4 protein-coding genes are annotated in these 15,092 nt (G+C 62.1%); all 4 read left to right on the top strand.

Annotation, left to right across the window (positions count from 1 at the left end; all coding sequences use genetic code 11):
- Nucleotides 1-441: 441 nt before the first annotated feature.
- Nucleotides 442-684, top strand: coding sequence for a BapA/Bap/LapF family prefix-like domain-containing protein (locus tag ACMWLG_RS15050; protein ID WP_395279604.1), 243 nt, complete (start codon nt 442-444; stop codon nt 682-684).
- Between the two features lie 66 nt (nt 685-750).
- Entirely contained in the window at nt 751-11,409 is a 10,659-nt protein-coding gene (locus tag ACMWLG_RS15045) for a BapA/Bap/LapF family large adhesin (RefSeq protein ID WP_410172080.1), read from the top strand.
- A gap of 81 nt (nt 11,410-11,490) precedes the next feature.
- On the top strand, nt 11,491-12,894 hold the full coding sequence (locus ACMWLG_RS15040; protein WP_045404678.1) for a TolC family outer membrane protein: 1,404 nt from the start codon (nt 11,491-11,493) through the stop codon (nt 12,892-12,894).
- A complete protein-coding gene (locus ACMWLG_RS15035) occupies nt 12,891-15,089 on the top strand; it encodes a type I secretion system permease/ATPase (RefSeq protein WP_045404680.1) in 2,199 nt (732 codons plus the stop codon). Before ACMWLG_RS15040 ends, ACMWLG_RS15035 begins: the two co-directional genes overlap by 4 nt.
- The last annotated feature ends 3 nt before the right edge of the window (nt 15,090-15,092 follow it).

The raw sequence follows: 15,092 nt of genomic DNA, 5'->3' as shown, positions 1-15,092 counted from the left end.
TTATCATACTGCGTAAATCATATTTAAAATCAACATCGCAAGACAAAATAAAAACCATTAAAAACAAACAGTTAAACTAGTTAAATTATTAAAAAACACAATGTATTAATGCCCTCTTCATTGTTTTGGCACTTATTTACGAAAGCTAAATTTGCACAACCATCGTTTTCTGTCTATATCATTTTTATATTCTTGAAAACAATTCCTCTATTAATTACAGGGTTTTATAAGACACAAAACACCCATAAAAACTGTTCTCTTTATAAGTCATTAGATTCGCTCTGATGTTGCCACTCTGAATTCTGGCGGGCATCGTGCGCGCTAAAAACAACGGTCAGTGCTGCGTGATAACAGCGACTGCGCCGGGGGCGCCCTTTACCTTCTGCAGAGATGGCTCGTCTTGCTCGCCGTTCATGACACATCTGCTGGAGTAATGCCTAAATGAGCCAAATCTCTGTTATATCGAAACTTACTGGCGTGGAAACGACCACGGAAGGCACACAGGTTACGCTGAGCCATTCCTCTATCGTTGAGCTTCATGTCGAGCGAGCGAGCGTCTCCCATTTCGCGCGAAATGGTAACGATCTGCTGGTTACGCTGCACTCCGGCGAGGTGATCACCCTTAAAAACTTCTACGTCACGGACGCGCAGGGCGTGAGCCAGCTGGTACTGCAGGACAGCTAGGGCGCATTATGGTGGATTGAAGATCCGACCGGAGCCGCCACGTACGAATCTATCGCGTCCACGGACGTGCTGCTTGCGGCCTCCGGGAGCGACGCCGGTGGTGCCGCCATCTGGCCATGGGCACTGGGCGGCATTGTCGCAGCGGGCGGCATCGCGGCGGCGGCAAGCACCGGTGGCGGCGGAGGCGGTGGAGATGACGGCAATAATAATAGCCCCAACCCCAACACACCCGTCGATCCTGCCGATCCGGATACAACGCCGCCGAACGCGCCTTCCGGCCTTAAGTTCTCTTCAGACGGCAAAACCGTCACCGGTACCGCCGAACCCGGCAGTACCATCACGCTGAAAGACGCGAACGGGAATGTTATTGGATCAGGAAAAACGGGCAGCGACGGCAGCTTTACCGTCTCTCTCGGCACACCGTTGACCAACGGCGAGCAGGTGACTGCCACCGCAACGGATAACGCCGGGAATACCAGCCCGGGCACAACGCTCAACGCACCGGATACCACCGCGCCCGATGCGCCAGCAATCACCAGCGTAACGGACGATGTTGCTCCGCAGACGGGGACCGTCAGCAACGGCGGCAGCACCAACGATCAGCGTCCGCAGCTTACCGGTACCGGCGAAGCGGGCTCGACAGTGACGATTTATGACGGCGGAGTCGCTATTGGTACGGCGGTCGTCGCCAGCAACGGCACCTGGACCTTTACCCCGTCGGTTGACCTGAGTGAAAGCACTCATCAGATTACCGTGCGGGCAACCGACGCCGCGGGCAACACCGGGCCTGCCTCACCGGTGTTTACCCTGACGGTGGATCTTACTCCGCCGGACGCGCCGACCGCGATTGTGCTGACCGACGATACGGGCGTTATCAGGGGAACCATCACGTCGGGCGCGCTTACCGATGCTTCACTGCCGCTCCTGGCGGGAACCGGCGAGCCCGGCGGAACCATCACCATTTACGATAACGGCGTGGTGGTTGGCACCACAACGGTTCAGCCCAACGGCACCTGGAGCGTCACGCCGAACGGTCCGCTCCCGGACGGGACACACTCCATAACCGTCACTGAAACCGATGCCGCCGGAAACCTGAGCGCGGCCTCAGAGCCTGTCATCTTCACCGTGGACACCACGCCGCCGTCTGCCCCGGGTAATCTCGTGGTGTCGAATGATGGCGGCACCATCAGCGGCATCGCGGAAGCTGGCAGCACGGTGACCATCCGTGAAAGCGATATCACCCTTGGCACGGTGGTTGCCGACAGCCAGGGTAACTTCAGCCTGACGCTGACCCCGCCAAAAGTTAACGGTGAAATCCTGACCGCTGACGCCACAGACACGGCGGGCAACACGGGACCAACAACCTCCGCGGCGTCACCGGATATTACCTCGCCGCAGATGCCAGTTATCGTGTCGGTGATTGATGACGTTCAGGCCACCACCGGCCCCGTGGACCAGAATGGCCTCACTAACGACACGACGCCGACGCTCACCGGCACAGCTGAACCGGGTTCAACCGTTACTATCCGTCTTAACGGAACTGATATTGGCACAGTGCTAACCGACAGCAACGGCCAGTGGTCTTATACGCCCACCACGCCGCTTGTCGAGGGCACTCACACTTTTACCGCCGTTGCTACCGATACGGCGGGTAACACCAGCCTTCCGTCGGAGGGCTTCACCCTGACCGTCGATATTACTCCGCCACCGGCAGCGACTATCGCTACAGTGACCGATGATGTCGGCGGCGTTCAGGGTCCGCTTAGCAGCGGCGATACCACGGATGACACCAAACCGCTGCTGCAGGGCACCGTCCCGGCTGATGCGGTAATCACCGTCTATGATGGCGCAACCCTGCTCGGCACCGCCACCCTTGACGGCAGCGGCGGCTGGAGCTTTACACCAACAACTCCACTCACCGACGGCCTGCATTCGCTGACGGTTCACGCCACGGATGCCGCAGGCAATACCAGTATCTCCAGCCCGTTCGCACTGGTAGTGGACACCACGCCACCGCTTGCTCCGGGTAATCTCGTGGTGTCGAATGATGGCGGCACCATCAGCGGCATCGCAGAAGCTGGCAGCACGGTGACCATTCGTGAAGGCAACGTCATCCTTGGCACAGCTGTTGCCGACAGTCAGGGTAACTTCAGCCTGACGCTGACCCCACCAAAAGTTAACAGTGAAATCCTGACCGCTGACGCTACCGACACGGCCGGCAACACCAGTCCAACCACCTCCGCGGCAGCACCGGATATTACCCCACCGCAGACGCCAGTTATCGTGTCGGTGATTGATGACGTGCAGGCCACCACCGGTCCCGTGGGCCAGAACGGCCTCACCAATGACCGAGCCCCGACCGTGAACGGAACGGGCGAAGCGGGCTCGACCATCACGATTTATAACGGCAGCGATGTCCTCGGTACGGTGGTTGTTTCCTCCTCTGGCCTATGGAGCTTTACGCCGCCCTCACCGCTGACCGATGGCACGTACGTGCTGACGGCAACGGCGACGGATCCCGCCGGTAACCCGAGCGGGTTATCAGACTCGTGGACAATCAACGTCGACGGGACGGCGCCTGGCGCCCCGGTGATTTCACAAGTCGTGGACGATGTTCCCGGGCGTACCGGCTCGCTCGATATTAATGAGACCACCAACGATGCCACCCCGACGCTCAGCGGTACCGCCGAACCAAACGCGACGGTCACCCTCCGCGTGGACGGTGTTGCTATTGGTACGACCGTCGCCAATGGTCTTGGCGCGTGGATCTTTACCCCTGACACCCCGATCGCTGAAGGTCCACATACCCTGACCGCCGTCGCAACTGACGCGGCGGGCAACACCAGCCCCGTCTCCAACACCTGGACTCTAACGATTGACAGCGTCGCGCCAGCCGCCCCGGTCATTACCCAGGTGCTGGACGATGTGCCGGAGCGCCTCGGCGCGCTCACTTCTGGCGACAGTACCAACGACACCATGCCAACGCTCAACGGCACGGCTGAACCGGGCTCAACCGTCACCATTCGCCTTGATGGCAGCGATCTTATTACGATCCCGGTCGACGGCAGCGGCACCTGGACCTATACCCTTACCACGCAGCTTGGCGAAGGGCCTCATACCTTTACCGTCGTCGCCACCGATACGGCGGGTAACACCAGCCAGCCGTCAAGCGGATTCACCCTGACCGTCGATACCACGCCGCCAGCGGCGGCAACCATCGCAACCGTGACCGATGACGTCGGCGGCGTTCAGGGCACGCTTAGCAGCGGCGATACCACGGATGACACCACGCCGCTGCTGCAGGGCACCGCCCCGGCTGATGCGGTGATCACCGTCTATGACGGTGCCACCCTGCTCGGCACCGCCACCCTTGACGGCAGCGGAGGCTGGAGCTTTACGCCCGTTACCCCGCTCACCGACGGCCCGCATTCGCTGACGGTTCACGCCACGGATGCCGCCGGCAATACCACTATCTCAACGCCGTTTGAACTGACGGTAGATACCGTTCCGCCAGCCACGCCGGACATCCCGGCAATCACCGTCAATCCTGACGGAACAGAAACACCGTTGAACCCGGGCGAAACTACTCGCGACACCACGCCGACCCTGAGCGGTACCGGCACGGCGGGCGATACCGTGACGATCTACAACAACGGCGTCAAAATCGGCGACGCCGTCGTGGACAACACCGGCAACTGGACCTGGACGCCATCAACCCCGCTGCCTGGCGGCACCTATGACATTACCCTGACCGTTACCAACGTGGACGGCACGGGCAACGAAAGCGCCCCGTCGCAACCGGTAACCATCACCATTGATACCGAAGCGCCGGCTACGCCTGCGGCACCGACCGTCACCGACAGCGTTACACAAATCACCGGCCCCGTTCCCGATGGCGGAACCACCAACGATCCGCGCCCGGTCCTGAGCGGCACCGGCACGCCGAACGACGTCATCAACATCACTGATACCGTTAACGGAACACCGACCGTCGTGGGCACCGTCACGGTAGACAGCAGCGGCAACTGGAGCTGGCGTCCTGACAGTAATATTGGGGAGGGCAACCACGTCTATACCGCCACCGCCACCGATGAGGCGGGTAACGTCTCTGACCCGTCTCCAGCGATTACGATCATCGTGGACACCCTGGCGCCGGATACGCCGGTGATTAGTGCAGTGGGCGGTGAGCCGAACGGTGGCTACATCACGGATACCACACCGACAGTGGGCGGAACCGGCGTCAACGGTGAGACGGTGATCGTCTACAACAACGGCGTCGAAGTGGGCCGTGTCGTGGTGGCTAACGGGGAATGGAGCCTGACGCTTCCAACGCAAACGGACGGTCCGCTGAATATCACCGTTGCGGGTGTGGATGCGGCTGGCAACCTTAGCGCGCCGAGTTCCGTCTTTACCGTCACCCTCGATACCGTTGCGCCAGAGATCCCCGTCATTAGTACTGTAGCTGACAGCCAGCTGTCTAATAACGTGCTCTACACGAAGGACGGCACGCCAACCCTTACCGGGACCGGTGAACCCGGCACCACCGTTATCGTTTCCGTAGACGGCACGCCATCTACAGTGCTGGTGACGGTCCAGCCGGGCGGCACCTGGAGCTGGACTGCCGACACGACGCTGCCGGATGGTCCTCATACGTTCACAGTCTCTTCCAGCGATCCAGCGGGTAACTCCTCCGGTGATTCAGCACCGCTGAGCGTGACGGTGGATACCGCCGCGCCTGCCGACCCGATCAACATGGCACTGGCTCAGGAAGGAACGCCGCTGACCGGTAACGCCGAGGCAGGAAGTACCATTACCGTGAAAGACAGCGGTGGGACCGTCATTGGTAGCGGCGTTGCCGCCAGCGACGGCAGCTTCTCGATTGCGCTGAGTCCGGCGCAGCTGGATCCGACCACGCTGACCGTGACCGCCACCGATGCCGCAGGAAATGCCAGCCCTGGCGCATCCTTTATCGTTACCGATTCACCGCTCGACCTGCCACAGGTGCCCGTCATCACGGCGATTGTCGATGACGCGGATCCGGTCACCGGCGATGTGAAAGGCAAAACTACCAACGACACCACGCCAACGCTTACCGGTACGGCCGAAGCGGGCAGCCTGATAACCATCTATCAGGACGGTAGCGCGACGCCATTGACAACGGTGACCGCTGACGGCAGCGGCAACTGGAGCTATACGCCAGCCGCGCTTGACGAGGGGCTGCACACCTTTGAGGTGACCGCGACCCTCAACGGCCAGACCAGCGGCCGCTCTCCGGCGGCCAGCGTCACCGTCGACCTTACCGCACCGGGCACGCCAGCTATCGGCGCGGTGATTGACGACGTCGGTCCGGGCACCGGCCCGCTGACCAGCGGCCAGATCACCAACGACAGCCAGCCGACCCTCACCGGCACCGGCGCGGTGGGCGATACCATCTCCATCTACAACAACGGCGTGCTGCTGGGCAGCGTGGAGGTCGGCAACACCGGCACCTGGAGCTACACCACGCCCGTTCTTGCAGAGGGTAATAACGTCCTGACCATCCGCGAGACCGATCCGGCGGGGAACCAGAGCGGTCCTTCGGCGGGCTTCACCGTCGTGGTGGACTCCGTTTCCGCCACGCCGGTTATCACCAACGTCACGGATAACGTCGGTAACGCCGCCACCACGGTAGTTAGCGGCAGCGAAACGAACGACGCCACGCCAACCCTTTCGGGGACAGCGGATGCAAACAGCGTGGTGACCATTTTCGACGGCGGCACCCAGATTGCCGTGGTGACGGCTGACGGCACCGGCGCATGGACGTTTACCCCTGATACCGCACTCGGCGAAGGCTCGCACAGCTTCACCGTCCGGGCGACCGACCCGCTGGGCAACGTCAGCGCAATCTCAGCCCCATGGAGCGTGGTGGTTGACCTGACGGCGCCGACGGTTCCAACGCTGGATACGGTGAGTGATAACGTCCCTGGCGGCGTCACGGGCAACCTGACCAGCGGGCAGGCGACCAACGACAACACCCCGACGATTAGCGGCACCGGACAGGCAGGTAGCACCATCTACATCATGAATAACGGTACGCAGTTGGGTACGGCGATTGTCGACGGAACCGGCAACTGGTCCTTCACCCCGACCACGCCGCTGGACGACGGCAGCTACTCCCTGCGCGCGTACGCAACGGATGCCGCGGGCAACGCCTCGGCAAACTCGTCGGTCTTCGCCTTCACCGTCGATACCGCAGGCCCCGGCGTGCCGGTGGTGACCAGCGTGATTGACGATGTCGCACCGACCACGGGGACGCTCACGTCGGGTAACAGCACTAACGACGCGCGTCCGACCTTCAACGGTACGGGCGACGTGGGTTCTACGGTGCACGTGATTGTTGATGGCAACGAAATTGGCACCGCCGTGGTCAATGCCCAGGGCAGCTGGACCTTCACGCCGGGTACCGATCTGCCCGACGGACCGCATGCCATTACCTTCAACGCTACCGACGCGGCGGGCAACGTGGGCACAGCAACGGCACCGTTTAACCTGACGGTGGATACGGGCGTACCGTCGGCGCCGGTCATTTCGACCGCGGGTGACAATGTGGGCAGCATTCAAACCCCGCTCTCTTCCGGGCAGAGCACCGACGACACCTCGCCGACGCTGAACGGCACCGCGACCGCGAACGCCACGGTCACCGTGTATGAGAACGGCCAGCCGGTCGGCACCGTTCAGGCGGACGGTACCGGCGCATGGAGCTTTACGCCGTCAACGCCGCTGGCCAGCGGCAGCCATACCTGGACCGCCACGGTCACCGATGCAGCGGGCAACGTCAGCCCGACCTCGCCGGGCTTTACCCTGATTGTTGATACCGCGGCACCGAACGCGCCGGTTATCAGCCAGGCGATAGACGACGTGGGCAGCATCACCGGCCCGCTCACGTCCGGGCAAACAACCGACGATACCGTTCCGCGCCTTGTCGGAACCAGCGAACCGTTTGCCACCGTGAACATCTATGAGGGAACAACCCTTGTCGGAACAGGCACCGCGGATGGCAACGGAAGCTGGAGTATCTTGCTCAACACCACGCTGACAGCGGGCGCGCACAGCTTCACCGCGCAGGCGACGGATGCGGCAGGCAACACCAGCGTGTCCTCCACCAGCTTCAGCCTCACCGTCGACACCACGCCGCCTGCGCTGCCGGTGCTGACCAGCATTCTGGATGACGTGGGCAATGCGGCGACGCCGGTGGCGAACGGCGGGTTCACCAACGACGCGCAGCCAACCCTCAGCGGCACGGCGGAAGCCGGGTCAACGGTGAAAATCTTCGATAACGGCGTACAAATCGGCAGCGTGACGGCGACCGGCGGGGCGTGGAGCTTTACGCCATCCCCGGCGCTGAGCAACGGTCCGCACAATTTAACCCTTACCGCCACCGATGCGGTGGGCAACGCGAGCGCGCCTACCGCCGGGTATGTAATTAACGTCGATACCCTCGCGCCGGGCGCACCGGTCATCAGCTCGGTCATTGATGATGTCGGCAGCGTCACCGGGCCGGTGACCGGAACAAATCCGACCAACGACACGCGCCCAACGCTGAGCGGAACCGCCGAAGCGAATGCCACGGTGCGGATCTACGATGGCATCACGCTGGTGGGCACGGTGACCGCCGACGGCAGCGGAAACTGGACCCTGCCGCAAACCACCACGCTGACGCAAGGAACGCATAACTTCACCGCCACGGCCACCGATGCGGCGGGCAACACCAGCGTGGCGTCAGCCGTGACGACGATTATCGTCGATACGACCGCCCCAACGGCGCCAACCGGAACCTTCAACGCCGACGGTAGCGTCCTGACCGGAACTGCGGAAGCAGGCAGCACCGTCGCGATCCGCCTTGCGGACGGCTCGACGGTGACCGCCATTGCGGACAGCAACGGCACCTACACCTACACTTTCATTAACAAACAGACCGAAGGCCAGACGCTGCAGATCACCGCCACCGATGCCGCGGGCAACACCTCGCTGCCGGGCTCCGCCCTTGCGCCGGTAGTGCCGCTCTCCGCCAGCAATAACGTCGAAGAGCTGAACCTCAGCACCACTGCAACCGTGACCAACAGCCAGTACAGCGATTACGGATTCCTGCTGGTCGGCGCCGTCGGCAACGTCCTGACGCTGCTGGGCAATGATACGGCCCAGGTCAACTTCACGGTGGGCAGCGGCGGCAGCGCGGATATCGTGGTGAACGCCAACGCCACGGGAGCGGTGCTCTCTCTGCTCAACACCCTTGAGCTGGTGGTTCAGCATTACGTCAACGGCGCCTGGACCACCGTGGTGGACACCGGCCAACCGCAGTTTGCCGATCTCCTGACCCTCGGCGCAACCGGCGTCTCGCTGAACCTGACCGGGCTGGCTGACGGCGACTATCGCGTGCTCAGCTACAACACCAACCTGCTGGCAACCGGCTCCTACACCAGCCTTGACGTGGCGGTGAAAGAGACCGGTCCGGGTACGGTCACGGGCGAAACCAGCCTCAACGGCAACGTGATCCTCGATACGGACCCGACCGCCGGCAGCGACAACGCGCCGGCCGGAACCACTATCTCCGCGGTCACTAACGCCCAGGGCGTCACCACCAGCGTGAACGCCGACGGCACGGTGATCCAGGGCCAGTACGGTACGCTGACCATCAACCGCGACGGCAGCTACACCTACAGCCTGACCGACACCAGCGCCGCGGTCATTGGCCGGACGGAGAGCTTCACCTACACCATTACCCATAACGGCGTCAGCGCGTCAGCAAACCTGGTGCTGTCTCTGGGTGCCGGTACGGTAATCAACGGCATTGTGGCGGTGGACGACACGGCCTCGCTGACCTTTGACACCACCGTGAGCGAGATTAATAACGGCGCCTCGTCTCAGAACGGTTTTACCCTGGTGGGCATTAATCTCGGCAGCACGCTGGGGCTTAACCTGCTGGACGACATGACCAACCCGATTATCTACAACGTCGAGGAAGGCACGACCCGCACCATGACCATCCAGGCCTCCGTGGGCGGCGTGGCGCTGGCGTCGGTGTTCGATCTGTACGTCTATAAGTTCAACAACGCCACCCAGACCTTCGAGCAGGTTCGCGTCGAGTCGGGCTGGCTGCGCGCCCCGCTGCTGGGGGGCACCTCATCTCAGCTGACGCTGAATCTGCCGGCCGGGGAGTACCTGTTCTTACTCAATACCGCATCGGCGATCGCCGTCCTGACGGGCTACACGCTGAGCGTTCTGCAGGATCATGTCTACAGCGTGGCGAGCATCAGCGAAACCACCACGGGCGACGTGCTGGCGAATGACCCTGTTCCGGCGGGCACGGTGGTCACCGAAGTGAACGGCGTGGCGGTCAACAGCAGTGGAACAACCGATATTCAGGGGGAATACGGCACGCTGACCATCAATTCGTCCGGCCAGTACACCTACACCCTCAGAAGCGGCGTGGGGGCGGACCATATCAGCACGCCTGACACCTTCGTCTACACCGTTACCGCGCCTGACGGCTCGAAGGATACGGCATCGCTCAACATCACCCCAACAGCCCAGGCGATGGATGCGGTGAACGATGTCAGCGCCACGATGGACCTCACCTCGGTGCACCACACGTCGGTCTACTCGGATACCACCGTGGGTACCGCCAGCTGGACGACGGCGCTGCTCTCGTCAACCCAGGGCTCCGGCAGCGGAACCTTCGTGGTCGACGCGAACACCGCGCTGCACAACGCGTCGCTGCACTTTAACGTGGCCTCGCTGCTGTCGCTGGGCGGACTGACGGTGAACTGGTCCATCAGCGACGGGTCGGGCGTGATCCGCAGCGGTTCCTTCAGCGGCGCCTCGCTGCTGGGCGGCAGTATCGACGTTCCGCTGACCGGGCTGGATCTCAACGCCGGGACCTATACGCTGAACTTTACCGGTAGCGTACCGGGGCTGAGCGTCGGGACCATCACCATCACCCCAAGCGTGATCGGCACCACCTACTCGCTGAGTGATTTTGACGTCACCGGCAGCCACACCGTCAACGGCAATATCTTTGACGGCACCGACTCTGGCGGCGTGCTGGATCAGCTCCACTCGGTGGATACCCGCCTGAGCGTGACCGGGTACAACGGCGTGACCACCACGCTGGATCCATATACCGGCAGCGCAACGGTGAACATCACCGGCCATTACGGCATCCTGGCGATCGGCGCTGACGGTCATTACACCTATACCCTCAACAGCGGGGTATCGCTCTCAACCATGACGTCGAAGGAGACCTTCAACTACACCCTGACCGATGCCAACGGCAACACGGATACCGCCACGCTGACCATCAATATGGCACCGCAGTTCATCAGCTCGGAGCATAACGACGCCATCACCGGTACGGCCTACGGCGATACGCTGATTTATCAGGTGCTGAACAGTACGGTGGGAAATGCCACGGCGGGCAACGTCAGCAGCACCGCGGGCGATCACTGGACCGGGTTCTCGCTGGCGCAGGGGGACAAAATCGACATCGGCGATCTGCTGGTGGGCTGGGATGGTAATACCGCCTCGTTGGGGAATTATATCCATGTCACACAAAGCGGTAGCAACACTGTGATCTCCATCGACCGTGATGGTGCAGGGTCCACCTACACTAATACTGCACTCGTTACGCTTGATAACGTTCAGACCACATACGACGAGCTTGTTAACCAGCAACACATCATTACCTGATAGCACCTGCAAGAGATGACCCGGGCGCACAGCGCCCGGGCATAAATAATAAAGACATACTCTTTTTAATAGGGACATGACATGGGAATGAAGATGCCTCACTGGTGGCTCTCGTGCTGCCTGATATCTATGCCTGCTCTCTGCGCGAACCCGGCGGCAATCATCAACACCGGGCAGCTTCGCGAAACGCAGGAACTCCCCTCGCTCAATGGCCGCGTTGCCCCTGCGGCTGGCAAAGCCGCACCCGGTTCATTGCAGCTTGGCGATGCCGTTAACCGCGCCGTCACCTGGCACCCGGCGATCGGCGAAGCCGTGGGAAAACTCTATGAACAGAGCGAAGAGGTGGACGTCGCTAAATCAAAATACTATCCGCAGATTAATGCCGGCGTGGACAACGGCTATTCCCATGACGGCGACCAGAACGGCTTTACACCGTCGCTGGTGCTCTCTCTCTCACAGATGCTCTACGACTTTGGCAAAGTGGCCAGCCAGGTGCGCGCCGAGAGCGCGGGCGTTGCCCAGCAGCAGGCCAACGTGCTGGTGAGTATCGACACTATTGCCCACGATACCGCTATCGCCATGGTGCAGGTGCAAACCTTGCAGCAGATGGTCAACACCGCTAAAGAACAGCTCGACGCCCTCTCCTCGATTGGCACGCTGACCCGCCAGCGTAACGACGAAGGGGCCACGTCGCTCTCTGACGTGGTGCAGACCGATGCGCGCATTGAAGGCGCGCGCGCCCAGCTGATGCAGTACCAGGCCAGCCTGGACAGCGCCCGCGCCACGCTGATGAGCTTTCTCGGCTGGAACAGCCTGAACGCAATCAGCAATGACTTTCCGCAAAAGCTGGGCCGGAGCTGCGACATCACCGAGCCGGATGACCGTCTGGTGCCCGCGGTACTTGCCGCCTGGGCGCAGGCTAACGTCGCCCAGGCGAACCTCGACTACGCCGACGCGCAGATGACGCCCACCGTCTCGCTGGAGCCGGAGGTGCGTCACTATATGAACGATCGCTACGCGGGGAGTGAAACCCGGGATCGCACCCAGTATTCCGCCTGGGTAAAAGTGCAGATGCCGCTCTATCAGGGCGGCGGCCTCACCGCCCGGCGTAACGCTGCCGGACACGCGGTGGAAGCGGCGCAGTCCACCATTCAGCGTACGCGTCTTGACGTCCGCCAGAAGCTGCTGGAAGCCCGCAGCCAGGTGATGAGCCTGCAAAGCACGCTGCAAATTCAGGGCCGCCAGGAAGCCCTCAGCGCCCGCACCCGCGAACTGTACCAGCAGCAGTATCTCGATCTCGGTTCGCGCCCGCTGCTCGACGTGCTCAACGCCGAGCAGGAGGTCTATCAGGCTCGCTTCACCCAGCAGCAGACCCTCGGTCAGCTGCACCAGCTGCAGCTCAACTGCCTGTATAACACCGGGCAGCTGCGTCATGCGTTCGATCTTGATAACCGCACCATCCAGACCGTGGAGATCCAGCCATGAAGCAGCGTGATATCCCGCAAGGTGAAAACATGACGGATGAGGCGCTGGCGCAGTGGGCGCAGGCCTTTGGTTTTGTCGCCACGCGCTACCGCGTCGCCTGCTCGCCCGGCTCGCTCATCGCGGGCGCGCCGTGGCTGAAAGGCAAACCGATGGTGCCCGCACTGACCCAGCTTGCCCGCGAAGCGGGGCTGTCGTTTCAGCTCCTTACCGACGATCGGCAGGCGATCAACAGCTGGCGTCTGCCGGTAGTGGTGGCGATGAACGACGGCAGGATCGGCGTGATCGAGCATTTCGACGGGGAGGATACGCTGGAGGTCAGCTTTTTCGACGATGAGACCTACACCAACCGGCTGTCGATGACGGCGATGCTGCCCGCTATCCGCCACGTTATTGCCCTGCGTCCACTCGCCGCGCTGAAGGACAGCCGCGTGGACGCCTATATCTCAAAATACCGTCCGGACTGGCTCTACCGGCTGGTGATGCGCGACCTGCGCCCCTACAGCTGGGTCATGCTGGCCGCCCTCTTTATCAACGTGCTGTCGCTCTCCGGGATTGTCTTTTCCATGCAGGTCTATGACCGGGTGATCCCCGCCCAGTCCTATCCGACGCTTTACGTCCTGACCATCGGGGTGCTGATTGCTACCCTGTTTGGCTTTGTGCTGCGCGTGGCGCGCGGGCACATTATGGATCTGCTCGGCAAGCGCTCGGACATGCGCGTTTCAGATCGCGTCTTCGGCCACGCGCTGCGGCTGCGCAACAGCGCGATCCCCCGCTCCACCGGCAGCTTTATCTCTCAGCTGCGCGAGCTGGAGCAGATCCGCGAGATGGTCACCTCGTCCACCATCTCGACCATTGTCGACCTGCCCTTCTTTTTACTGTTCGTGGTGGTGCTGGCGATCATCGCCCCGCAGCTGGCGTGGATCGCCCCGGTCGCGGCGGTGATCATGGTCCTGCCCGGCCTGCTGCTGCAGAAGAAGCTGGCGGAGCTGGCAAAGCAGTCGGCCCATGAATCGACCCTGCGCAACGCGGTGCTGGTGGAGAGCGTGCAGGGTCTGGAGGACATCAAGCTGATGCAGGCAGAAAACCGCTTTTTGCAGCAGTGGAACAGCTATATCCAGATCACCGCAGAATCCGGCCTGCGCACCCGCGAGCTGACGCAGAACCTGATTAGCTGGGGGATGACCATTCAGAGCCTGGTCTACGCCGGGGTGATTGTGGTCGGCGCCCCGATGGTGATCGACGGCACCCTGACTACCGGTTCGGTGGTCGCCGCGTCGATGCTGGCCTCCCGCATGATCGCCCCGATGGCGACGCTGTGCGGCGTGCTGGCGCGCTGGCAGCAGGTCAAAGCGGCAAAAGAGGGGCTGGACAGCATCATGCAGCTTCCCACCGAAAACCAGCGCGAGGAGACGCCGATCCGCCAGGACGTGCTGCGCGGACACTACCTCTTCGAGCAGGCGCAGTTCCGCTATCAGCCGGACGATCCGCGCATGGCGCTGCGCATTAACCGGCTGGAGATCCGGCCGGGAGAAAAAGTGGCGATCCTCGGGCGCAACGGCGCGGGCAAATCGACCCTGCTGCAGGCCATGGCGGGCGGGATGGATCTGGCGGCCGGCGAGCTGCGGCTTGATAACTTCAGCCTGCCGCATCTCGACGTCGCCGACGTCCGGCGCAACGTCGGCTTTATGACCCAGAACGCGCGGCTGTTTTACGGCACCCTGCGCGAAAACATCACCCTCGGCATGCCGCGCGCCACTGACGAAGAGATTTTCGAGGCGCTGGAGCTGACCGGCGCGGCAGGCTTCGTGCAGAAGCTGCCCAAGGGGCTGGACTACCCGATCATGGAAAACGGCGTGGGGTTATCCGGCGGGCAACGCCAGTCGATTCTGCTGGCGCGGATGCTGCTGCGCGATCCGAATATTGTGCTGATGGATGAACCCACCGCGTCGCTGGACGAGCACACCGAGCGGGAATTCATCCAGCGTCTGGGCGACTGGCTCGGGCATCGCACCCTGATTGTCGCCACGCATCGCGTACCGGTGCTGGAACTGGTGGAGCGCGTCGTGGTGTTGAAAGAGGGAATGCTGGTGATGGACGCGCCAAAGGCCCAGGCGCTGAACAACAGCCGTATGCAGCAGCAACAGCAGCAGGCAGCAACCGGACGGGAGTGGAAAAATGAAAATCAGTCAGCGTGACGT

The organism is Enterobacter sp. 01-M-02-SI-ECC (assembly GCF_047530595.1).
GTDB classification, from domain to species: Bacteria; Pseudomonadota; Gammaproteobacteria; order Enterobacterales; family Enterobacteriaceae; genus Enterobacter; species Enterobacter cloacae_M.
This window is presented reverse-complemented; position numbering and strand designations above follow the sequence as displayed.

Coding starts and splice junctions, on each gene's coding strand:
- ACMWLG_RS15050 (WP_395279604.1), top strand. CDS start 442: ATGAGCCAAATCTCTGTTATATCGAAACTTACTGGCGTGGAAACGACC.
- ACMWLG_RS15040 (WP_045404678.1), top strand. CDS start 11,491: ATGGGAATGAAGATGCCTCACTGGTGGCTCTCGTGCTGCCTGATATCT.
- ACMWLG_RS15035 (WP_045404680.1), top strand. CDS start 12,891: ATGAAGCAGCGTGATATCCCGCAAGGTGAAAACATGACGGATGAGGCG.